Raw genomic sequence first — 23222 nt, forward strand, 5'->3', positions numbered from 1 at the left:
TTAAGTTAAATACGTCCAACCTCTAAGTATGGAATCAGCTTTTTATCAAAACTTGGCCGAGGGTCACCTTCAAAGCTAATAAAACCATGCATACCCGTTAAACGTTCACCTTTATAAAACTGGTTTAACTGATAGCGCGGATCTTTATGTGAAAGTGTAAAACTCACCACACCAACGCCCTGCTGTTTTGACTTGTTATAGGCATCTTCGAGCATTTTATGATGCAAAGCCAAATCTTCAGGATGGCACATAAGCGTATGTAGCACATGGTACTGAATAGAGTCACCGAGTTTAGGCAAACGCATGCCTTTGGTAATTGGCGTCAATAAGTTATAGACGGGTCTAAGCACAGCTATGGCCGAGCTGTAATTTAGAATCTTGGTTTGTTTAATACTATGCTGATCCCATAAGCCAAACATGCCCACTAGTTGTTCACCCTTAAAGTAAAGTGAAAAGTCCGAGAGTTTCATCCCTGAAAAATACTGATGACCTTGGGCAAGTTCTTCAAAGTTATAGGCTGGAATAAAGTTATAGTGTTCTGCCATGTCGCTAATAAACTGGTTCATGGCTGGTACATGCTGAGCTTCAGCGACACATGTACGTATCTCTTGAAGATGACTTTGCTGAGAAGTCTGCTTTAGAAAAGCCGTGATTTTCCGTTTTGCGCCAGTGCTCGTCAGACTGAGTGTCTCTATAAGCCCTTCATCATAATAATCGGGCATTCCCGTTTTGCCTGTTTGGATGGCAGCACGTGCGGCATGGTTATCATCAAAAATAATCATTTGGCTAAAGTTCGGTTCATGCATGGTATCTTTCACATGCTTGCCTAAGACCTTCACCAGTGATTTACCCCGATAACTGTGATCTACCCGTAAGTCCCCAGCATAGCGTAAGTTTTGAATGTTCCGATTGATATAACACGGACGGTAACCATTGCTATAACAGGCAACTTTCTTTTGGCTTTCGGTATCTTCAATCACGACATGCAGTTTATGCCGATAGACGATGTCGGACGCCCTAAAATAACTCGGTTCGCGCTGAAAGCTGATTTGTATGCCTTTGGTGGTCATGGGTACGGCAATTAACTCTCGTAAAGCCTCGTCATCTGCCAAAGTCGCTTCACGGGTAATAAGCGTATTATCAGTAAGTGGTGGATTTGTTTTATTCATTATTCACCCGTTGTGCGGTCTGCATAGGAACCAAATTGTTTAAACGTCCCATTTGGTCGAGTAGCTGATAAACAAACACCACTTCGTCTTGGTCATTTACGGTTTTCTGGGTTTGCGCATCGAGTAACTTCTGCTCGGTATTAAGCAAATCAAAGGTAGTTTTGGTGCCCACATCGAACTCTTTACGGGTATAGACAAAAGCAATAGACGCTGCCTCTATGGCATTTGCCAATGCATCTTTATTTTGTCGAATGGTTTGAAGCTGCGCATATGTGGTACGGGTACGCTTGTTCAAGTCTAGCTCAAGACTTCGAATTTTTTGCGCAGCCAAATCGATATCGGCCTGCGCTTTTTTAACATTGGCCCGATTTAGTCCATCATCATAAAGCGGTACATTGAGCTGCACCCCAACCATATAGTTATTACTTTCAGAGCCAATATAACTCGCTTCATCTTGCTTTCCGGCACGGCTGGTCAGCATAACCGTTGGCCAGAGTTCTCGTTTAGTTAAAGCGTATTGTTTTTCGGCAGCCTGCTTTTCATATTTAGCCCGCATTAACGCCGGATGATTCTTGGTTTGAGCCAATATTTCATCTAGGTTAGCGGGAATAGTAGGTAATTGATTGATTGGAACAAGGTTGTCAGGCGTTATACCTGTCACTTGATAAAACTGCGCTTCGCTTACAGTCAAGTTAGATTGCGCCTGTGTAATATCGGCTTGACCTTGTGCAACTTGTGCCAACACCTGAGCCAAGTCTGCACGGGTAATCATACCTACATCAAAACGGCGCTTTGATTCATACAAAGACCGTTGCAGATTTGCCATAGTCTTTTGTCTAAGCTCTAAAATGGCTTTCTTTTTTAATACATCGGTATAAACCATCACGGTATTTAAAATGGTTTCCGATCTTTGATCTGATAAGCCTTGGTGTTGGGCAGAAAGCTGACTTTCGGCAATATCTATCCCTAAACGGTGCCGTCCAGAGGTATAAATCGGATAATCTGCCTGCAATTGCAAACTTCGGCCTTTACGGTTTCCTTCGGTTGGAAACAAGACGTGTGAAGGCGTATTTATTCTTTCATAGTCAAGTTGCCCGACTAAATTAACTTTGAGTCCATCACGTTGCTTGGCCTGTTCAAGCATAGCGGTGGACTGGTTCACACTTAAACGGCTCACTTCAAGCTGGCTTTCATGCCTTAAACTAGCTGACAAAGCCTCATCTAAAGTCATGGCATGTGTATTCGACACAACCAACACGCCTAGAAACAAGGCGTGTCGAAGTGTTAAAAACCGAGTATTAAATGGCTTCATCCCTTTCATAGTTGTTCCAAACTATTCAGGGTGACTTTTTTGAGTGGCTCAGGTTTGATATTGCCTTCGATAATGCCATCAAACATGACCAGTTTTTTATAGGCATTCCAGCCATTATTGGCTTGGCGAATTTGAGGCTGATCGAGCTGCCCCAAGTTTCGTGCAAGTTCATAGTGGAAGTTTTGACGTAAGATACTGTCGATATATTCATTACTAATGCTGTGATGAATTTCACCTTCAAAAAGCACGCAATAAAATGGTTTAACCTGTTGCTGCGTATCAATTGCGAGTAAAGAAATCGCTTTCGATTCCGTTTCGTTTAACTGAGACAACAATTGTTGAGCAGTTTCAGGTGCTAACTTCTCACCGACCAGATCGACCCCAAAACGGCGGCCTTGGAACTCAAAACACGGAATTTGCTCTATAAAGCCAGTCACTTTTAAGCAATCATCCAAACAGTAACGCAGTAAGCCATTACCCGAAGTAATCAGCGGGCTGACCACGTCACCTTGTTTAAGCTGCCATGAAGGAACGATTTGACCTTGTTTCTCACCCTCTAAATATTCAAACTCATAGAAGTGACTTTGGTATGCGAGCGGGTATTGATCATTATAGGGAATGGTGACTACACCTTCCGTCGCCCATAACCCTTTACCTTCAAACTGAACACTGGGTAATTTTTCTTTTAATTTTTCGGCCCAAGCTTTTGAACCAGCGGTGTCCCAACTCGACACTAAACTTAACTTTGGCCAGAGCTTTTTAAAGTCGATCTGTTCGCCATTTGAACTTGCAATTAAGGCTTGAGCACTTTCAGGGCTATGCGGTGCAGTGACTTCTTTTAGTGAAGCCTGACGGTTACTCCATGAACCACTTTGTAAAACCTCAATCACGTCTTTTTGCATAGACTCCAAACGTTCAAGTAATTGCAACGCAAACGTTGGACTCCACACCGAAATCATGGCTAAGTTACGGTTTGCCACCAAATAACAAATGGTGGCAAACAGTGCATCATCAGCATTGGCCGCAAATGCAACGTTACTTGGAACCGCTTGGGTAAACTTGGATAAAATTCGCTTACCTATACCAAGTAGCGCACTGTCATCATTTAAATTTTTATCTTTTAAAACTTCACGCTGACTTTCAGGCAACCACGACACCGACCAATAATGCGTACCCGAACTCAACTGTGGGCATTTGCGGTATAAACTTGCCATCCACGGCGCAATCGCATGGTCAAGTTCACCTAAAAACAGCTTGGTATATGGAATAAACTTGATTTGTTCACTCGAACCACTGGTCGGCTGGAAACGAACCAGTTTACTGCTCGAGAGTGAAAGCTTTTGTTCACGGTAGCGCTGAATGTCTTCTCGCCAAGCACTATAGCGAGTTGCAGGAAATGCTTTTACAAACTGCTCATAGTTTTGAACCTGTTTATCTTTGGCCAAAGTAGAGGTCTGTAAAATCGAATGCAAAATTTGACGTTGCGTAGTCTCTAAGGCATTAAACTGTTTTTGGAAATTACGGTCAGATGCATCACACCATTTTTTTAAAATAAGATGCGAGCCGAGAGTCAACCATTGATTAGATTTCATTGGATAGCCTCTCTACGTTTTGTTTTATGGCTTAACTGCGCTTCAAATTTTCCTTTGCTTGTCGGTTTAGTCATCAGTTTTACAGGGAAACGGGCAATATCTTTCCAGCCGAGCCGACCAATACATGGCAGTTCTGTACCGGCTCTCCAAGTTGGATTTTTCTGCTCAAAGAAATGAATATTTGGGTTCTTTTCTCTCATTTCGGCAGTAATCGGTGCGACTTCGCCTTTTAATGGTTGATAATCATCGCCAAAGTTGAGTAAGCCGGCTTCTTTGTCGTAGTATTCGCCAAAGAATTTTTCACAGTAATGTTCAACCACTTCCGAAAGATGTTGGTTTTCATCTTTGATATTTGGGTAATACACATAGTAGTTATTGGCAAGTAAGAGATAAGTCTTATAGCCTTTAGAAATGAGAAGCCAATAAAGTTCATTAAAAGGATATTTAATTCGAAGCTTGATCATGAGTTTGAGCATGGTACTTTGCAAGGTACGCGTGCCCCAAAACTTTTTCAAAATGACCGTATCACCGCTAAAGAGCACGGTGTAATCTTTACCGTTTAAGTAGAAATGCTGCACAACTACCGTCGAGAAACCAACAATCTCATCTGTTTCTGAGTCAAAAATTAAGATCGCACCGCTTTTATTTTTAAAATCATCTACGAAAATAGAAAATCTGGTATTTTCATAATACTGCTCGTAAATGGAATACATCACTTTCAATCGTTCAGTATCGATTTGCTCTTTTTCAAAATATTGCCCATAAGTTGCGTTTTTCAGGTTCAATTTTGAAATCAGTTTATATGTTGTATTAATCATAATACTTTAATCTCCCACATCCAGATCTGTGAGTTCCCCTATCTCATACAGCGATATTCGAAACTCATATCAATGTTCTTTTTCTATGAAGGGATATGTTTTGATATGCCCTATTGTTTTCATTCTTTGAAAGCTGCCTTTTATTTTTAAATCGCTACATATTCATTTTCTTCCCCCGATCCATAAATATGGTTAAAAAGGCGGTCACAAACATGATGATTGCGAGCATGCGTAATAAGTCATTGAAACTCGATGTCAGTGCTTGAAAATGAATGTCACGATAGATCACGCTGAGCGCGATTTGCTGGGCATTTGCACCGATTTCTTGATATTGCGCCGTAAGCTGGTCGAGTCTTTCTGTAAATATCCAGTTTTGTGGTGTCATCGACTGATTAATCTGGGTAACATGCATGGCGGTTAGCCAATCTAAGGACGAGTTAATAAGAGCCAGTCCAACCGCGCCGCCAATATTGCGCATCAGGTTATAAATCCCACTGGCATCGGCAACTTTACTGAGTGGCAATGTACTCATAGCCAAATGTGACACCACAATCAGGCAAATCATGAGGCCAATACCACGGTAAATTTGCGGCCAAAACATAAAGTCATAATCACTATGAATGCTCAAATGTGAATTGAGCCAGACACCAAAGCCCGCCAGAATCATTCCGACAAATACGGTTTTGCGGGTATCAAAATTGGGAATGAGCCACGCAAGAAATGGCGCAAAGCAGAACATGACAATACCTGTCACCATCATGACGTGACCAATTTGGCTACTGTTCATTTCACGGACTTGCCCAAGAAAGACAGGAATCATGTAACCCAAGCCATATAGCGCCATGCCAATCACAAATGTTGTGATGGCACTTAAGGTAAAGTTTTTATTTTTAAATACGGACAAATCGAGCAAAGGTTTAGGCTGAGTAAAACTTCGAGAGAAGAAAATCATGCCGCCTACAACACAGACCATAAAAGCAACCCGAACGCCTGTATCAGCAAGCCAGTCATGTCGTGCGCCTTCATCGAGGAAATATTCAAGCCCACCTAAAAACATCGCCATACCCACTAGACTGAGCCAGTCCATGCTTTTGATGAGTGAATAGTTGGCACGGTCGATATTTGGACCTGAGTAAATGACTGTGGCAATGATAATGCCCGGAATAATATTGATCAGGAACATCCAGTGCCATGAGAAATTATTGGTGAGCCAACCGCCAATGGTTGGGCCAATTGCTGGACCTAAAGTACTGATCATGCCAAACATGACCAAAGGTAATGAGCGTTTTGGTTCTGGAAACAGTAAATACAACGCCATCATGGAAGTCGGAATCATCCCGCCACCCATAAAGCCTTGAATGCCACGGAACACCAGTAAACTTTCTAAGTTCCATGACAAAGCACAAAGTAAAGAACTCACCGTAAAGCCGATTGCACACATGGTGTAATACACCCGTGTTGAAAGCACTCGCGAGACAATACTCGACATTGGAATTGCAATAATTTCGGCAATTAAATAAACCGTTTGTACCCAAGTGACTTCATAACGACTTGCACTCATACCAGCTTGTACTTCGTTTAAAGAACTCGCCACAATCTGAATATCAAGAATCGCCATGAAGTTGCCAAAAATCATGGCAGCAAAAATTGCCCATGCAGTTTTTGCGGGAAACCTCCACTCGGCTTCAACATGCTTATTCATTTATGATTACCCAAAATTTTTATTATTAAGTTCTTAGGTCAACGGTGGCGCTCACCGACATTCCAGGTTTTATCAAATCAATATGTGGGCTTGAATCTATAGCAATACGTACAGGAATACGCTGTACAACCTTGTTAAAGTTGCCTGTGGCATTGTCTGGTGGCATAAGTGAGAAAGTCGCACCTGAAGCTGGTGAAAAGCTTTCAATTTTTCCGGTAAAGTTGAGGCTCGGATAGGCATCAAGTTTTAATTTAACTTTCTGACCAATATGCATTTTTTCAATTTGAGTTTCTTTGAAGTTCGCCTGTACATACAAACTATTTTCAGGAATGATCGCCATTAAGCGGGTTTGCGGAGAAACACGTGAGCCTTTTTGAATTGCCAGACTACCGATTTTACCGCTTACAGGACTAACCACTTTTGATGAAGCCAAATCGACTTGATACAGGTTTAAGTTTGCATTGGCACTTTGAATATCTGCTAAAAGCTGCGCTCGACTCGCTTGTAAACTCCCCAACTGAGCTTCTGCTGCATTTACGGCGGCTTGCGCTTTGCTGAGCTGTGCCTGAGCCGTTAAATATTGAGACTGAATCCCTTCAAAATTTTGTCGGGTAATTACGCCATCTTTTAATAAATCTTGATAACGCTCGAACTCTTTTTTCAAACGCGCTAGGTCTGCTTGCGCTGCCACTACACCACTATTTGCTTCAATAATTGAAGACTTGGCAGACTTTTCATTTTGTTGTTGTACACCAAGCGCTGCTTCTTTTAAGCTGACCACAGAACGGGCTTGGTCATAACGAGCTTGGTAGTCACGATGGTCTAATACCGCTAAAGTTTCCCCTTTTTTTACAAACTGGTTATCGTTAATTAATAACTCCATCACTTCGCCTGAAATCTTTGGCATCACCCAAGTGACATCGGCTTGTACATAAGCATTATCAGTAGATTGATAGAATCGGTATACAAAAAAATAATATAAGATGCCAGCAACTAAAAATAACAGCAGGACACTAAAAACACCCCAAGTTATTTTCTTTCGGCTTTGGAAATTAGTATCAGTTTCTAGCTGAGCTACGTTATCCATAATCATTCCGCTTATTTGTAATATTCGATTTTTTATTTAAGCCAATAAAATTATTGGTTTCTTTTTTACGTAACTTTTCACTTGGTTTTATTCAATGAATCGTGACAGCGTAAAATTTGGTGCAAATTATGGTTCTTAAGTGAATTAAATATCATTGACCTCTTTGACATATATTTTTTCTATTTATGTCAATTAATCATATTATATAAACTATGTTTAAAAATTATGTAATTCGAATTTGTCTAAATTTTCTATATAAATTTATTTTAAAGAATCGAATATAAATAATTGTTTTACAAATAAATTACCACTTGGTAGACATGGTTTTTTAAATTTACTAAATAACCTTTTATTGCAGTATTATTAAATATAAGTTTAATTATGTAATATTTAAGTATTATTAATTAAAATAATATGTAATTTCAAAATTGGTTAACAATCTAAATTGTTATAGTTATACGAATAAGATATATAAGTTATAAATATTATATTTCTTTAAATTAACAACAGTAAAGCTGACAGAATGTATAAATCTTATAAGTAATGATTGTTTAATAAATAAGCTATTACAATAAGTAAAATAGCTTATTATTTTTAGATAAAACAATCTTACAAATAAGTTTAAACCTACTATTAAAAGGTGAACAAACCTTTAAAAATAGTGATTTAAGTGGTGTTGTTTATTGATTTAAATCCTTAAAAATTTCTTCAAAGCTATTCCAATCGCAGGCAATACACTATCTTGATGAGCTAAGCCATCTATTTCAAATCCAATTGGCAGTTTTGATTTCGCACCCTTTCCAATAGGTAAACTCAGGCCCGGTATTCCAATATTACTGCCGGGGTCTGTATTTCGCATGAGTGTCTGGAAAGTTTCAATTGAATAGACTTGTTCGTTTGCTAGTGGTGCAACAATCGGTGACGTCGGAAATAATAAAGCATGCAAGTTATGCGTCTTAAATGTGTTTTGGTAGAGTTCAAGCAATTGTGGCCGAGCTTCACTAATCGCTTTTTCATACAAAGGTAAAACTGGAACAAGTTGACCAGTTTGATCTAGAGTTAACTCAGGAAGAATATTCAGTTTAAAAATTGCCTGTACATCTGGGCTTGAGATCTGATCAACTACAGTCTCTATGGTCAAATTTACATGATGATCTTTCAAATATTGAATCAGGTCATATTTGCCTTCATAGATGGCCACAGGAAATGAAATAACATGATTAAGTTCTTCTAAATTCGGCATCTCGACAGGAATAATTTCGACTCCCGCATCTTTTAACAGTCCAAGTGCAATATGTGCCTGCTCATGAACCTCTTCGTTTAAATGATTCCAAAAATATGGATTGATACCGAGTCTAATTTGATGAGGCTGTAATGGTTCTTTCTTTGGCTCTTGAGTAATAAGCTGATCAATTAAGATAATGTCAGATACTGTGTGTGCAATAGGGCCAGCAGTATCGCGAGTATGTGAAATTGGGGTAATACCTTCTTGTGAATATCGTCCTACCGTTGGACGAAAACCCACACAACCATTTAAGGCACTTGGCAGTCGAATAGAAGCACCAGTATCTGTACCAATCGCAATTGGAATCATGCCCGCTGCAACAGCCGCAGCACTACCTGAAGAAGACCCGCCAGCAATGTGCAATGGGTTTACAGCATTTCGTGTACCCACAACACCTTCAATATGCATGGCAGTATTATAGCCTGTGACCCCAAAGGCTAATTCATGCATATTGGTTTTACCAACAATGATCGCGCCGTGGTCAATAAGCTTTTGAATAATCGGTGCGGAACTTTGAGGCTTAAAATCAGCTAAAGCTGGTGTGCCTGCACTATTTGTGAAACCTACAACATGAATTTTATCTTTAACCGCAATTAAAATGCCCATTAAAGCTGGACATGGTTTTCCACTAAGTAGATATTCATCCCAATATTGAGCTTGTTGAATGGCTGAAGCTTTACACGCGGATGAAGCCCATGTACAGGCTAGGAACTCTTCATTGTCGTGAAGTAGCTCAGCAATATGATCATGATCAGGGTTATATAGTGGTCCACCAATAGTTAAAAAGTTTGTGCTCCCCCAGTTCATTAGGTCTGGTGCTGATATTAATCGGATTGCTTCCTCTTGCTCAGCTCGGACAATAAAGTCCTAGGTGGAAATAGTCTAAATTGTTTCATTGTGAATATTTGCCTCTTTAAACTCTTAAGCCATTGATGTGCAAAGTAAGCCTAGATTTCTAATAGACGTAATTCATAAATAATGTATGTACTAGTTGCCCCAACTTCTTCAATAATCACTTAAAAATTTTAATTTGCTTAGAAAAGGTATAATGTAAATTTAATAACCATAAATATATCTATTAAAATAAAAAAATTAGTTATTAATTAAATTCATTTAAACAATAAAAAACCACTAATTGGTGGTTTTTTATAATCTTTTAGATAAATACCCAAACCTCACAAAAAAATATATTTTTGAAATTAAATAGATAAATTATAATTAAGGTTTTATCCTAGAAAATATATCAGCAGCTTGTATTTTAGCTGTTTTATAACCTTCTGAATCACTTTTTTTAATAAATCCAACTAATAATGCATGACTATTATCTTTAATATTTTTGAATAAGATTCTAATAGCCCCACCATTATGTGCATCAAATCTAATTTCTCTAAAACCATCTTCTAAAGATTTAAATAAAGGCTCTCCACCCTGAAAATTCCTTTCGCAAGCTAACTTAAGCTTTTCTAACACCCTATGTTTATTCTCTCTACTAAGATCATTGTTATACCAATTTTTTAAGATTTCAGAAAGTATATTCGGTTGAACCAGCTCATCAATATCTTGCACATTCATTAAATTAAAATGTTCAATACCATGATCTAATGTAGAAATATTTTTTAAAGAAAGTGTGTCCTCTACTGGAACACCAGTTTGTTCATCTAACCTACGAATGATTACTTCACTGTTGCTCCAACACTTATCTGTATTAATACTTAATAGAATACCTGATATAACCCATGCTAAACCAAATACATCAGGTTGTTCGTGGTAGGGTTCATTGTCAACAAAAAACTTATATTCTACAATTTTATCCAATTGCTCTTCGTTTAGATAATCTAATGCCGGACTTTTATCTTCTATTTCATATAAAAAAGTTTGTAAATCATTATCACCACATTTTTCAATAAATTGTTCATAAGTTAAGTCTTCAGATATTTTAAAATCAAAAAGTCCCCCATTATTAGAATCTAAGAAAAAGAAGAATCTATCTTTATCTCTATATAATTGAAGTACACCTTGAATAGCATCCTCAAAAAGAATCATACCTTGGTCTAAACAACTAGCCGGAAAACTATTAGAATTTATACATATTGTATGATCCATGTTAGCGACTCCTTTTCGCTAATTTAGATCTATTTTTTAATGTTTGATCGAAGAATCCATCGGGCCAGAAGTTTATCTTACCTTCTTCATCCATCGTAGGAGTTTCAAGTTTCGTTAGTCCTTCATTTGTTTTTGATAGATAATGAAATTTAACTTTATTATTATTTAGAATCTGGTCCTTGACAGCAATACGAATACCATCCATCACATGTTCACTATGAGTTTCAACTATAACTTGTACACCGCAAGAAGCTGCATAGGCTAATAATATCCCCATTGCCGTTTGACCTTGTGGGTGAAGATGGCCTCAGGATTTTCAAGAACTAATAACACTCCGTTTTCTTTTTTATGCTTTTCCCATTGTACAAGCCAATCATCCAAAAGATAACTAGGTGCTAATGCAGTTGCTCCCAATGTAGCTGCAATAATTGGTAGAGTATAACTAAGACCAAATCCCACATTGGCTGGCCGAAAATTATCTATCTCAGCATGGGAAATGTCAGCCTTTCTATTGGTAGAAAAAGAAAACTGAACTCCTGGTGAAATTTCATTAAGCCAGCCCTGCAGAACAAACTCAAATGTTTTACCCTGTGCTAGAGAATGAATCATTTGCTCAGGTAATAAATATCCACTCTCCTCCAGTTTTTTAATAAAATCAAAAACATACTCACCTCTATCTCCAACCTTAGGTTTGGCATCAAGAGCAACATTTAATGGTAGGAATGGTTGAGGCCCCAAACGATCAGCACCTACATAAAAAAACTCAGGACATTTTATTGGTGATTCTAGTATTTCATGATCACCTAGACATAATGAGCTAATAATATTTTCTTCAAAAGATAATTTTATATCAATAGAATCATTGGCATTAACAAAGTCTGAACGAAGATCCGATATATTTCCATGTCCGCCAAGTAAAGGAGAGCTTCCATTATAGGCTGCAGAATACATTCTCAATGACTGAATAATCGAACTTTTACCACTATTATTTAATCCTGCAAGTAAAGTTAAATTAGAAAAATCGATTTTCTGATTAACTATTGACTTATATCCTTTGATTTCTAATTGCTTAATCAACTTTCTTCCCCATTAATAATTTTTTCAACCAAAACTTTTATACGGCTAAAGCCATCCATTACCCCTTTAGATGACGAGGAATGTCTACTAATTGCATTATTAAACTCCAAATCTTTAAATAGTAATGCATATTCTTTAAGCAACAATTCTTTATTTATTTCTAATTTTACAAAACTTTCATTTGAAAGTTCTGAAAGTATATTTCCCCAAATTTCGAATAGAGATTTATTTATAGGGCTTTTTCTAGTATCGCCTGGTAAAGATTTTCGGAAAGCATGACCATCGAAAATAATTGCACTACGAAGCATTGCAAGTTCGAATTTAGACTTTATTTCATCAATTGTTTGCAATTTTAGAATAGGCATCTCGGTGTTTTGAAAGATTTTAATTAACTGTATATCCTTTGGGTTTGGAAATAAGTTAATTATTCTCATCGTGTCACTAAGCCAGTTATCCATTCCTGATTTATAAAAACTTCGATCAATTAGCATAAAAGATAATAATCTTAATATTAATTCACTAGCACCCATCCGACTATCATCTATTTTACTACCAACTGTTTTTAAGAATTCTTTAGAATTAGTTAACTCTTGGAGTAATTGAGATGATTTCCCTTCATATAATGCATGTCGAATTTCTTGCGAAGTTAAGGGCATTCCTCCTGTATTAATTCTTTTAAAGATATTTCTCTTTACAGCTTCAGGAGTCCCAGGATTAATCACGGTGAAACGCATTTCGGTTTCATAAATATCATTAACCAATTTTTGTTCATTAATATCATTTTCAATAGCTGCAAAAGTTTTTCCATCATATTTTGAGCCTAAAAATTCTAGGTTTTTGAGCTGAAGTCTAACTCCATCTTTGTTACCAATAATAAAATCTCGTATGGTTGATAAACGTTGTAAACCATCTACAACTTCCCAATTCCCTTCTTCATCTGCTGCCACATAGAACATTGGAAGAGGAATTTTTAACATTAATGATTCAATTAACCTGCACTTTCTGGTGCTATTCCAAACTTCTTTTCTTTGAAAAGAAGGGGCTAGTTGAATCGAACCTTGTCTTAAACGGCGTATAATTACATCCATTGCAACATTACGTTGTTGGATTGAAATCTCTTGAGGATCAAATGGTTGAATAGTATCTTCTTCTAATTCCGCTTCGATACCAATTTTCTCACCAGATTCAGATAATTCTTCTTTTAGATCTAACGGAAAACTTTCTTCCATACCTTGAATCCTAACTCTTTAAATAATAAATATTAATTACTCTACAGTATAACCAGTATAAGAAATTTTTCCAATTAAAAACAAAATTATAAGTAATTTTTCTTAACTAATACTCAAACTAATAGTGGCTTGATTTAAATTTGATAATTTGCTAAAAATAAATCTTATTTTTTTCGTATTAAATATTCCTCTTAAATAAAAATATTCTAAAAAAAACTATTTTATAATGAGCTTTCAAGTATCTTGAGCGATCTGCATTTAAACTCCGACTACTATAACTCAGACGTAGCATTTACCCTGTACAGGGTCAAGTGCTAGTAAACTGACAGCTAGTGATGAAAAGGATAAATACTAATGGTAGATATCGTCGATAGCGCAACTCGTAGCCGTATGATGTCAAATATTAAAGGACGGAATACAAAACCAGAATTGCTCATCCGTAGCCTTCTTCATGCACAGGGTTTCCGCTTCCGTATCCACCGCAAGGACCTGCCAGGTAAACCTGATATTGTATTGCCAAAATATAAGGCTATCATTTTTATACATGGCTGTTTCTGGCATGGGCATCAGAACTGCCGGTTGTTCAAGTTACCGGGTAGCCGTACTGAATTCTGGGAAGCAAAAATTTCCAAGAATCAGGACAATGACCTGAAAACCAAGGAACTTCTTTTAAATAGCGGCTGGAGAATATGCACTATCTGGGAGTGTGCGGTACGTCGTTCTAAAAAAGACCCCGTAGCACTTATGAATATTCTGACAAAATGGTTATCTTGTTCTGAACAATTGCTTGAGATTGATGAACCAATGATTAACAAAAAAAGGGAGATAACCCTCCCTTCTTCCTGTGAAATCGGACTTTCTTCTACAGATAGCAACTAACTAGAATAATTTCAGCTGCTTCTCTGCGACAATCTTTTCAGCCTTATCAAGACAACTAACCATTTGTCCTGCTACAGCTTCAATAACCTTGACGCATACAGAGTTGCCGAACTGTTTATAGATCTGGCCATGGGAAACAGCATCAACTATATAGTTCTCAGGAAATCCCTGTAAACGTGCACACTCGCGTGGAGTCAGTTTACGCGGATTCTTGCCATGCTCAGCCTGCGAAATAAGGATCTCCGAGCCGTCCTTGTAATACCGGGCACTTAAGGTATTGGTATATGGACTATCACCGGTATAAAGCGTATATCCAAATCCGTTACCCTTTATCCCATGTTCTTCCTTACGGCGCTGGTGTCCTTGCCAGAGGCGATCCGAAATCGTGTAGACATCTTCACTCTTTTTGAGTTTTGACACATCTTCAAGAATATCACCAAGTCGGGTCTGCTTTTTAGGAGGAACAGGCCAGCTGAAGAGCTGATCAAAGTTACACTCTTCACCAAAGTAATTCTTGTCAAAACCCACAAGGAAAATACGCTCACGGTTCTGTGGTACACCAAAATCTGCTGCACGAAGAACCTTCACATCAACCCAGTAATTCAGTTTTTCCGAAAGCGCCTTTTTGCTTTCATCAGAAAGCTCAACTTCAAGATCAAGTTCTTGGTCAAACTCGCCACGCAAAATCTCGAGAATTGTTTTGAGTGTACGTCCCTTGTCATGACCCTGTAGCTGCTTCACGTTTTCAAGCAGGAATGCTTTCGGGCGCTTCTCTACAAGAATACGCTGGATCTCAAAGAACATGGTACCGCGAGTATCCTGAAAGCCCTGACGCTTACCTGCCTGTGAAAACGCCTGACACGGGAAACCACCCAAAAGAATATCATGATCAGGAATATCAGCTGCCCTGATCTGTGTGATGTCACCTGAAGGTAGTTCACCAAAATTCGCAGCATAGGTCTTCTGCGCAAACTTGTCCCACTCGGAACTGAATACGCACTTCCCTTTTAATTGCTGGAAAGGTAAACGGATTCCGCCAATACCGGCGAAAAGGTCAATAAACGTGAATTTATGCTTCTGGTCAGGACGTTCCCTGTATGGAGCTTTATCTGGCAAGGCAATGATCTGTTCCCATTTTGCTTTTGTAGGAACATGCTCGCCACTTTCCCAGCCCCTGACTGTTCTTTCACCATTCTCTTTCATATCAAGCAGCAAAGCGAACTCTTTGAGGGATAACCCCATGTTATTTCTTTTTTGTCTGATATAAGATGAATCAAGATCAACGTACTTCACAATAACTTATCCGCTTTTTGACCCGGTTAAATATATCATATGTCAAAAGGATGTTCCATATATAGGGGCTTATATGTCTAATTTTATTTTAGAGGATTTAGACCAGTTAACTAAGCAATGTAGAATTGATTATAAAAATTTACCAACTAAAATTGATATTCCTATCACACCCGAACTGAAAAACCTATTAATTAAAAAATTAGGTAACGGTGTGGAGATTTCAGAATATTCTATTGAATACACAAATGATAAAAATCAGTATGGAATATTTCCTTCTAAATGGTTTTGGGTAGCTTCCGTTTTTTACAAACTGGCGCAGGCTTATGAGCCATATAGTGAGATTCTTGCACACCTAAAAAAAATACCAGAATTTAATAATGAAGATTTTCTGAAACAATATCCTTTTGAACATGAACCCTCATCTAAAACTCAAGAGCAATTAGATTTTGAAAAAGAAGCTCTTTCATTTATAACCTCTAAAGATCCATTAACTGCCATTCAAAATTTTGATTTATTTAAAAAATTTATTTATGAACGGTCTTGGTGGAATCAAGGTGAAGTATCTACGAAAAAAGATAAATCATCTGGAAAGAATTTTTGGCGGACAAACAAGGATTTGTTTAAAAGTACGCTATTAACAGCGACTCAGTTTATTGTCTCAACTTCAGACAAGCTAACTACAATTATTTATGCCGTTGCAGAAGAGCCATTAATTCTTAATAAGCTACAAAATATTATTAATAATATAAATGCCGTAAATTCAGTTAAAGCTAGTTCGGGAAAACCAGTAGAAAATATCATTTTCTACGGTGCTCCTGGCACAGGGAAAAGCTTTGCAATTGAAGAAAAAGTCAAAGGGCATATTTCAATACGTACCGTTTTTCATCCTGAAACTCAGTATAGTGATTTTGTAGGATGTCTAAGACCTTCTATGGATGACAATGGTATTGAGTACAGCTTCAAAAAAGGTCCTTTTATTGAAGCACTTCTTAAGGCACTTAAAGACCCTGAACATCACTATTATCTAATTATTGAGGAAATCAACCGCGCACCTGCAGCAGCCGTTTTCGGAGAGCTGTTTCAGTTACTTGATAGAGATAGTAATGGGGAAAGTGAATACCGGATCGATATTAATGACAAGGATCTTCTGAATTTATTAAATAAAGAACATCCGGGAGGTTTCCCTGATAATAAACTTTATATCCCAAATAACCTTAGCCTCTACGCGACCATGAACAGTAGTGATCAGGCTGTTATGCCCCTTGATACAGCATTTAAACGACGCTGGAAGTTTGAATACATGCCACTTGATTTCTCAACCTCACCATCAGGTTACTTTAAAATCAATACAGAAAGTGGAGAAAAGACTGTTAGCTGGTCACAATTTGCCCAAGTAGTAAACTTAATATTATCTACCCTATCAATTCCGGAAGATCGACATCTAGGTCCATGGTTTGTAAATGAAAATGAAATTTTTGATCAAAAAAATGCCAAGAAAACCCTGACTGGCAAAGTCCTTATGTATATCTGGGATGATGTACTTCGACATAGTGAGCGATCAGCTCTCTTCAATACAGATATTAAAACCTTTGGGTCTCTCGTTAAAAAAATTGAGAATAATGAAATTATTTTTTCTGAAAACTTTTTAAAGGTTTTAGAAAAAGAAATCGAAAAAACTAATGCTGAAACTCAAAATGAGAACTTAAAGCCGGAAATTACTGAGGAAGAGGATACTGGTGAAAACTAGTTTAAAAAAGAATCATTTTCTTCTGGATAGAAGTTTAATAAATGAATTACCCTCTTCAATAGCAAACTATATTCAGGGTCAGGGCTTACTAAGCTCATTCAATGGATTTGGGATCTCATTTTGTGGCTTGGTTTGCTATCAGGGAGAGAATTATTTCTTTTTCCCACGGCAGTCAGATATAGAAAAAATCAAAACTGATCCGGAACAGTACACAGCTCTTCTAATGCAGGCACTTTTTAAATTTGCCCAAGATTCAAAAACACAGGTCACCAGCCCTGAAGATGGAGCTGACGAAACCGGTTTTGAAAAACTGGAGATGTTCAAATATCTAATTAATGATTTCCAGCAACACGGCATTTTCAAGAATGAAGAAGTTCTTCTACGGAAGAATTCCGGAAAAACAGACTGGAAAAAAACCATTAACCGGTTGGTTTCTTTCCCTGACAGCTCTGGCCGTCCTGTTTATCTGGATGTGTACGGGAAACAGAGAACTTCTACCAATTCAGAAATTACACGTATTCATGCCGGAATCCTTAAACAGGTATATAAAAACTACGGGTTTATTTTTACAGGCAAGAACAAGGTCCCATATTCATTAAAACAGTATGGTGAAACGTCCCTGTCTACTGATGCCCAGATCTCTGTATTAAAGAATGAAATAAGAAATCACTTTGCCGATCGCCAGACCCTTCTTCTAAAAACACTTATCGAGTATCTTGAAGCCTATAAAGGTAACGAGCAGAAGAACCAGATTATTGGCGTTACGCGCTTTCATGTCGCTTGGGAACACATGCTTTCCAGATGTCTTGATAATGTCATTGATATTAATAGCCGGTTACCTAAACCAGTATTTATAAAGCCGGATGGAACGGCAATACCGGCGAAAAAATCAGGTATGCGAACTGATATCGTGATTGAAGATAAAGCAGCTAAAAAACTGACTATTCTGGATGCCAAATATTATGAAGCAACTACTGTAGAGAATGCTCCGGGCTGGGCAGATCTCGTCAAACAGTTCTTCTATGAAAAAGCAATTTCAATAATGCCGGAATTTTCAGGCTATCAATTTGAAAATGCCCTGATCTTTCCAGGGCAAAAAAGCGCATTTGATAAGATTCATATGCAAAATCAAAAAAATGGTAATTATCTGGATACCGACTTCCCTATCATCAAATGTATATATATTGATCCAGTTGATGTAATGGAAAGCTATAAAAACTCGGGAAAACTAAAAGACTTATTTCGCTCATAAACTGTCATATGTATGGCAAATTTTTGATGACGCCATGGGATAATAAATATTGGTAATTAAGGAGAGTTCTCACTTTGATAAAGAATATGTATCCAAAAAAAGTACCTATAATAAAGGATAAAAAGGGAATGTAATACATTAAAACCTCTTTATTTAATGTTATTACTTTATGAAAAAACAAGTTCACAAAAATAGGTGTAAACCAAAAAGCGCCTCCCATTAACAGAAAAACCAATGCATTAAAATTTCTTTTTTTCAATTCTTGTGGAGTTATTCTTCCAATAATCATATCTACATGATTATTTTCATCATAGGTAATAAGAACACTTTTTTTATCCTGATCTGATAGAAATTTAAAATGATACATTCCTAATTTTGCAGCTTGATAATTTTCATTAAATTTAAGAATTGATTCATAATCGAATTTATTACTTTGTGTTGCTTCCTGCACGATCAAGTCTTTAGTCTTATTTTCAATATTTTTCTTTTTTGAAGGTTCTACTTCAACGCTATAAAGTTCTTTATATACATTTATGTCCTGTCGGGTCTTCAGAAAAAAAGGTGCAATTATTTTAATGATCTCAATCAAGATTTTACTTTCAGAAAATATAGACATAAAGCTTGTCCTTTAAAAATCTAGATAAACATAATATATTTTCTATAACTATTAAATTTATTTATAATTCCAAGAAAGCCCGATTAAATTTTGAGCTTTCTTCATGCAATATTTTTTATAATTAAATCATTTTATTAAATTTTCAAATAAATCATCTGGAAACGAATAATCATAATCTTTACTAAAAACAGCATAATCATCTGTAACTTTAATATCATTTAAGAGTGAACAAATTACATTAAAGTCAGATTGATATAAAGCCAACTTAAGCGCTGACTGTGCCGTTTTCACCTGAGATGATTTCGTTTTATATGCACTTACAATATGCTCCAAAATTTGCTCTAGATCTTTTATAGATTGAACATCACAATCTAAATCCACGGATGATAGATACACCAATGTTCTCTCATCATTAAAACATGTAGGTATTGCTCTTATCGTTGAAAGATACGGCGTCTTTTCCCATATCTTGTTGAAACTATTCTTTCCAACCCAACGATCCCAATCAAAATTTTTCATAAAAGACCTTAGAATTAGTGATTTATAATAAACCAAAATCAAGTAGAATTAAAATTCCACCTAATACTTAGCATTTACATGTATTTGAAATTTATATAAAATATATAAAATTAATACATAATAAAATAAAAGAACTATCTGTACCATCCAAATTTTTTTATTTATCCCTAAGTCTTTTGGTATAGGGAAATATACAAAAGTACCAGCAATAAAATTTATTATAGAAACTATAATTAATCCGCAACCAATATATTCCAAACTCGGAGCACTACTTGGGAGAGTACCTGTTCTCTCAACATATCCTGCAGCAATTAGTACACTAATCGAGATACCAAGATTTCGTAAACTGTCAAAGAAAAATTTAATTCTTTCATTGAAAAACGACCAAGTTTTGTCTTTATTTTCCATTACTATCCCCATAACAAAACTTACAATAATTATATACTGAATAACTTTAATTCCTAACATAAATAATAGAAATTTTATGTACTTAATTCCCTTTATTAAATTAATACCCAATAAACCCATATCGACAATGCAACACCGCTAACCCACACTTAACATCGCTACGTGCATCTGACTGTGAACGGTCTTCTCTCACCATCTCAGGCCATGACTGCCCACGAAAGTAACGATCAATAATCGCATCCATCCATTCATCCATCACTTCACTCTGCCCCATTAAGTCCAATATTAAACGTTGTACTGCGCGTGCTTCATTGTCATCAATCTGGCACTGGGTTTTAGATTTAGTTTTACGAAACGGATCTGATTCACTCACAAAGTAATTGGCGATGATTTCTCTTTATTTCTTCTTACCCAACCGTTTTAAACGGCGCTGCTTTTCAATCTGAACCATCGCTGAGGCAATTGGGTGGCAAACTCTAGATGTTATTAGAGTTTTTGTTAGAAAATATGGATCTGTTTGTCACTCAAATGGCGCAGTGCGCTTTTTAAACACTAAAACCCACTCATTGAGTGGGCTTTTTTATTGCTAACCGTTTTGCCTGAGGTGATCTTGGAACTCTTGGTCGTGTATTTTGTCGTAATTAACAGGGTCATAAACACATCCAGTTAAAACAACAATTACAGTAAGTACAGCAACCAATTTTTTCATTGAGACAGCCTTTCCTTTAACGCAAAAGATTTGCTTTAAGTATACTCCTAGGTGATCACTTTGACTGGACATAATTAAGGCAACTAATTGTTATTTTTAAATTATTGCTGTTCTTTAGCCTATCATTTGATTGTTTAACAAGTTGAAATCAAGGGTTAATACAAAACTTAAGCCTCAGTCGCTAAATACCAGTTTTTCCAAGAACTGGTTCCTCTCGTTTCAAGAGGCACCGTTGGAATCAGTTTCTCTTTTAATATTTCAGTTTGTTTAACCGCTTTGGCTAGTCTTGCTTTGACAGAATGAATACATTCACGATCACCAAATTCACAGCGGTCTAAATTTGTTCCACCACAAGGACCATTGGCTAAGCCTTTTGGACATGTTTCAGGGCAAATATATAAAGTGTCACCTAAACGGCACTGACCACAGCTTTCACAGCCGACTAGGCTATGTTTACTCAATACTTCTGTTTTGAGTAATGCTTTAGCGACCACAGAATTTTCCCAAAAAGATGCTTTAAAAATAAAACGTCCAACGCCTTTGGCAATTTTAGATCCGAACAGGGCCTCATGCATCACATGTAGTTGGCGATATTTAATGATTTGTTTAGATGTTGGCTGACGTGAAAAACGAGCAATTTCAGGGGTAAACTCTTTGCCTGTCTTGACTTGCCAAAGTGAACTCCAAAGCTCTTCTAAGGCCTTAAGGTTAAGATGTCTGTATTGCTCGATGTAACTTTCAAGCAGCATTTGCTCTTCTGGCTTATGACAAGCAGATAAATGAATACCCGCAAATCCTAAGTGTTTACATATTAAAATCTGTAAAGCGCAGCGCAAATAAACACGGTCTGTATGCCCTGCCTGTTTTTCCCCTGCCAAGACTTTTAGCATGTGTGGAGTAATCACAATACCCGCAACTTTATGCTTTACCATGAAGTTGGCACGGCCTAAAGTCAGTGGCATGACGCAAGCTAGTATTTGCTGCGAATAATCATGCTTGGTTAAAAATGATTTGGTTTGTTTTAAGGCTTCAATGTCATAGCCCAATTGGGTAATGATAAAGTCGGCACCTGCTTTAATCTTCTTATGCAGTTTTAAGTACTGTGCATCACGCTCAGCTTCAACATATTTAAATGGGTTAAAAGCAACCCCAATACGAAATCCGCCGTGTTGCTTGGCAGCCATTACGGCGTTTACTGACTCTAAGTAACGACTACGAGGCTGCCCATCTCGACCATTATGATGTTCTTTGAGTTTATCGCCTGTAAGCAATAACAAGTTTTGAATATTGGCTGCTTGAGCTTGTTCTAAAAATTGCTCAAAGTCTTGTATGTCTCGCGCCTTACCTGAAAAGTGTAAGACTTTATCGATTGAGTCTGGGTAACTTTTGCTGGCTTCAAGCGGCGCAATATCATGATCTGAATGTACTCGATCTGCCAATGTCATTGCAGCCGGATATCCTGCAAACTCATGTCTTACAGGATAAATTTCATGTAGTGAAGTGAGGTACTCCACCAACACAAAAAACTGGTTTTGCTGGAAGCAGGGAGAAACGTGTGACATAGGCAAAGTGCTGATCAAAACATGACATCAATCATAAGCGCGGCATTATAAATCAAAAGTGCATCAAGATGCGCTAGTCAGAAAGCTCATTGTTTTGCTTATCTTCACCCTCTTTATTTCTAGGTAATTCGAGTGAACGAGGAAATATAAAATCAAAAGAATCGAGTGCATAGCGGTAAAGCTGAGCTGGCCGTTTGCCTACAATTTTACTGTGGTTGGTTTCTTCAACTGCGCCCGCTTCTATCATACGGCGTCTAAACGCTTTTTTATCTAAAGATTGCCCAAGAATAATTTCATAAATAGTCTGTAGCTCGGTCAATGTAAATAACTCGGGCATGAGACTAGCTGGCAAAGCGGTATAGCGAGTTTTATTGGTTAAACGCTCTAAAGCTAAGCTGAGCAATTCATTATGATCAAACGCCAATGCTAAATCTTGTGCTTTTGCTACAGGCACCCATTCGCTGTACTCAGCCAAAGCTTGGTGTTGATAGGCATTAAAATCGATTAATGCAAAATACAAAATGGTTACTGCCCAGCCACGCGGGTCACGTTTGGCATTACCCACAGAGGCAACTTGTTCCAAGTAAGGTGAACTAATTCCTGTTTTTTCGACCAGCTTACGATAAGCTGTGGCCATCAAATCTTGATCGTGCTTTAAATCGGCAAAACCACCCGGTAAAGCCCATTGGCCTTTAGCTGGAAAGTTGGGTCGCTTAATGAGTAATACCTGCAACTGACCATTAAATACCGAGAAAATAGCCATATCGACCGTGAGTAAAGGTGCGTCATAATCTCGGCGATCATAACTGGCAAGGAATTCTTGTTCAGTTTGAATAGTCACGTTCAGTCTCTCAATGAAAATG

At 37.4% G+C, this 23222-nt stretch carries 20 protein-coding genes and 2 pseudogenes; 3 read left to right on the forward strand and 19 right to left on the reverse strand.

The features are described from left to right. Window positions 1-5: 5 nt before the first annotated feature. From GO593_RS16630 to GO593_RS16680, 11 genes and pseudogenes are all read right to left on the reverse strand, one after another. Window positions 6-1169, reverse strand: coding sequence for a hypothetical protein (locus GO593_RS16630; RefSeq protein ID WP_001044483.1), 1164 nt, complete (start codon window positions 1167-1169; stop codon window positions 6-8). Further along, window positions 1162-2490 (reverse strand): TolC family protein, encoded by a 1329-nt coding sequence (locus tag GO593_RS16635; protein ID WP_000677750.1) that lies wholly within the window; start codon window positions 2488-2490, stop codon window positions 1162-1164. Before GO593_RS16635 ends, GO593_RS16630 begins: the two co-directional genes overlap by 8 nt. Further along, the gene (locus tag GO593_RS16640) at window positions 2487-4073 is read right to left on the reverse strand and encodes a GH3 family domain-containing protein (RefSeq protein WP_000841514.1); all 1587 of its coding nucleotides are present in this window, start codon (window positions 4071-4073) and stop codon (window positions 2487-2489) included. Before GO593_RS16640 ends, GO593_RS16635 begins: the two co-directional genes overlap by 4 nt. After that, on the reverse strand, window positions 4070-4858 hold the full coding sequence (locus GO593_RS16645) for a hypothetical protein (RefSeq protein ID WP_075874782.1): 789 nt from the start codon (window positions 4856-4858) through the stop codon (window positions 4070-4072). The genes GO593_RS16640 and GO593_RS16645 overlap by 4 nt, the downstream gene beginning before the upstream one ends. A gap of 187 nt (window positions 4859-5045) precedes the next feature. Further along, on the reverse strand, window positions 5046-6593 hold the full coding sequence (locus GO593_RS16650) for a DHA2 family efflux MFS transporter permease subunit (protein ID WP_001032984.1): 1548 nt from the start codon (window positions 6591-6593) through the stop codon (window positions 5046-5048). 25 nt (window positions 6594-6618) lie between these two features. Next, window positions 6619-7680 (reverse strand): HlyD family secretion protein, encoded by a 1062-nt coding sequence (locus GO593_RS16655; protein WP_000370768.1) that lies wholly within the window; start codon window positions 7678-7680, stop codon window positions 6619-6621. A gap of 680 nt (window positions 7681-8360) precedes the next feature. Continuing rightward, window positions 8361-9772: pseudogene (locus tag GO593_RS16660) on the reverse strand (amidase family protein). A 411-nt stretch (window positions 9773-10183) separates the two neighbouring features. Further along, complete coding sequence (locus GO593_RS16665; protein WP_000350112.1) at window positions 10184-11068, reverse strand: type II toxin-antitoxin system RelE/ParE family toxin; 885 nt, start codon at window positions 11066-11068, stop codon at window positions 10184-10186. A 1-nt stretch (window position 11069) separates the two neighbouring features. After that, entirely contained in the window at window positions 11070-11345 is a 276-nt protein-coding gene (locus GO593_RS16670; protein ID WP_002134912.1) for a DUF3696 domain-containing protein, read from the reverse strand. After that, window positions 11330-12145, reverse strand: a complete 816-nt coding sequence (locus GO593_RS16675; protein WP_001983808.1) for an AAA family ATPase — start codon at window positions 12143-12145, stop codon at window positions 11330-11332. Before GO593_RS16675 ends, GO593_RS16670 begins: the two co-directional genes overlap by 16 nt. Further along, window positions 12142-13374, reverse strand: a complete 1233-nt coding sequence (locus tag GO593_RS16680) for a DUF262 domain-containing protein (protein ID WP_000392838.1) — start codon at window positions 13372-13374, stop codon at window positions 12142-12144. Before GO593_RS16680 ends, GO593_RS16675 begins: the two co-directional genes overlap by 4 nt. A 354-nt stretch (window positions 13375-13728) precedes the next feature. Here GO593_RS16680 and GO593_RS16685 point away from each other — a divergent pair, with 354 nt between their 5' ends. Further along, window positions 13729-14253, forward strand: coding sequence for a very short patch repair endonuclease (locus tag GO593_RS16685; RefSeq protein WP_000227709.1), 525 nt, complete (start codon window positions 13729-13731; stop codon window positions 14251-14253). Here GO593_RS16685 and dcm read toward each other — a convergent pair whose 3' ends face one another. Further along, window positions 14254-15546: a DNA (cytosine-5-)-methyltransferase gene (gene dcm / locus GO593_RS16690; RefSeq protein WP_002134917.1), complete on the reverse strand. Its 1293-nt coding sequence runs from the start codon at window positions 15544-15546 to the stop codon at window positions 14254-14256. Window positions 15547-15619: 73 nt separating this feature from the next. On the opposite strand from dcm, the gene GO593_RS16695 reads away from it, so the two are divergent. Further along, on the forward strand, window positions 15620-17293 hold the full coding sequence (locus GO593_RS16695; protein WP_000064438.1) for an McrB family protein: 1674 nt from the start codon (window positions 15620-15622) through the stop codon (window positions 17291-17293). Next, a complete protein-coding gene (locus GO593_RS16700; RefSeq protein WP_000858237.1) occupies window positions 17283-18545 on the forward strand; it encodes an LlaJI family restriction endonuclease in 1263 nt (420 codons plus the stop codon). Before GO593_RS16695 ends, GO593_RS16700 begins: the two co-directional genes overlap by 11 nt. Window positions 18546-18549: 4 nt before the next feature. On the opposite strand, the gene GO593_RS16705 is transcribed toward GO593_RS16700, so the two are convergent. From GO593_RS16705 to ntrR, 7 genes and pseudogenes are all read right to left on the reverse strand, one after another. After that, window positions 18550-19161 carry a hypothetical protein gene (locus GO593_RS16705; RefSeq protein WP_000021852.1) on the reverse strand — a complete coding sequence of 204 codons (612 nt, stop codon included), beginning with the start codon at window positions 19159-19161 and terminating at the stop codon, window positions 18550-18552. 126 nt (window positions 19162-19287) lie between these two features. After that, window positions 19288-19680: a hypothetical protein gene (locus GO593_RS16710; protein WP_000787582.1), complete on the reverse strand. Its 393-nt coding sequence runs from the start codon at window positions 19678-19680 to the stop codon at window positions 19288-19290. Window positions 19681-19740: 60 nt separating this feature from the next. Then, complete coding sequence (locus GO593_RS16715; RefSeq protein ID WP_223291474.1) at window positions 19741-20088, reverse strand: hypothetical protein; 348 nt, start codon at window positions 20086-20088, stop codon at window positions 19741-19743. A gap of 100 nt (window positions 20089-20188) precedes the next feature. Continuing rightward, window positions 20189-20557, reverse strand: a pseudogene (locus GO593_RS16720) (hypothetical protein); the annotation flags it as partial. A gap of 117 nt (window positions 20558-20674) precedes the next feature. Continuing rightward, on the reverse strand, window positions 20675-20797 hold the full coding sequence (locus GO593_RS19335; RefSeq protein WP_000737386.1) for a hypothetical protein: 123 nt from the start codon (window positions 20795-20797) through the stop codon (window positions 20675-20677). Between the two features lie 167 nt (window positions 20798-20964). Continuing rightward, the gene (locus GO593_RS16725; protein WP_000020061.1) at window positions 20965-22359 is read right to left on the reverse strand and encodes a methylenetetrahydrofolate reductase C-terminal domain-containing protein; all 1395 of its coding nucleotides are present in this window, start codon (window positions 22357-22359) and stop codon (window positions 20965-20967) included. A gap of 73 nt (window positions 22360-22432) precedes the next feature. Further along, the gene (ntrR, locus tag GO593_RS16730; protein WP_000155309.1) at window positions 22433-23200 is read right to left on the reverse strand and encodes an ADPR responsive transcriptional repressor NtrR; all 768 of its coding nucleotides are present in this window, start codon (window positions 23198-23200) and stop codon (window positions 22433-22435) included. Window positions 23201-23222 lie beyond the last annotated feature (22 nt).

Source organism: Acinetobacter baumannii (assembly GCF_009759685.1).
GTDB classification, from domain to species: domain Bacteria; phylum Pseudomonadota; class Gammaproteobacteria; order Pseudomonadales; family Moraxellaceae; genus Acinetobacter; species Acinetobacter baumannii.

What these genes read in the sequence shown, in the direction of transcription:
- GO593_RS16630 (WP_001044483.1), bottom strand. Translation starts at nt 1,169, where the DNA reads ATGAATAAAACAAATCCACCACTTACTGATAATACGCTTATTACCCGT.
- GO593_RS16635 (WP_000677750.1), bottom strand. Translation starts at nt 2,490, where the DNA reads ATGAAAGGGATGAAGCCATTTAATACTCGGTTTTTAACACTTCGACAC.
- GO593_RS16640 (WP_000841514.1), bottom strand. Translation starts at nt 4,073, where the DNA reads ATGAAATCTAATCAATGGTTGACTCTCGGCTCGCATCTTATTTTAAAA.
- GO593_RS16650 (WP_001032984.1), bottom strand. Translation starts at nt 6,593, where the DNA reads ATGAATAAGCATGTTGAAGCCGAGTGGAGGTTTCCCGCAAAAACTGCA.
- GO593_RS16655 (WP_000370768.1), bottom strand. Translation starts at nt 7,680, where the DNA reads ATGGATAACGTAGCTCAGCTAGAAACTGATACTAATTTCCAAAGCCGA.
- GO593_RS16665 (WP_000350112.1), bottom strand. Translation starts at nt 11,068, where the DNA reads ATGGATCATACAATATGTATAAATTCTAATAGTTTTCCGGCTAGTTGT.
- GO593_RS16670 (WP_002134912.1), bottom strand. Translation starts at nt 11,345, where the DNA reads ATGGGGATATTATTAGCCTATGCAGCTTCTTGCGGTGTACAAGTTATA.
- GO593_RS16680 (WP_000392838.1), bottom strand. Translation starts at nt 13,374, where the DNA reads ATGGAAGAAAGTTTTCCGTTAGATCTAAAAGAAGAATTATCTGAATCT.
- GO593_RS16685 (WP_000227709.1), top strand. Translation starts at nt 13,729, where the DNA reads ATGGTAGATATCGTCGATAGCGCAACTCGTAGCCGTATGATGTCAAAT.
- GO593_RS16695 (WP_000064438.1), top strand. Translation starts at nt 15,620, where the DNA reads ATGTCTAATTTTATTTTAGAGGATTTAGACCAGTTAACTAAGCAATGT.
- GO593_RS16705 (WP_000021852.1), bottom strand. Translation starts at nt 19,161, where the DNA reads ATGTCTATATTTTCTGAAAGTAAAATCTTGATTGAGATCATTAAAATA.
- GO593_RS16710 (WP_000787582.1), bottom strand. Translation starts at nt 19,680, where the DNA reads ATGAAAAATTTTGATTGGGATCGTTGGGTTGGAAAGAATAGTTTCAAC.
- GO593_RS16715 (WP_223291474.1), bottom strand. Translation starts at nt 20,088, where the DNA reads ATGGAAAATAAAGACAAAACTTGGTCGTTTTTCAATGAAAGAATTAAA.
- GO593_RS19335 (WP_000737386.1), bottom strand. Translation starts at nt 20,797, where the DNA reads ATGAAAAAATTGGTTGCTGTACTTACTGTAATTGTTGTTTTAACTGGA.
- GO593_RS16725 (WP_000020061.1), bottom strand. Translation starts at nt 22,359, where the DNA reads ATGTCACACGTTTCTCCCTGCTTCCAGCAAAACCAGTTTTTTGTGTTG.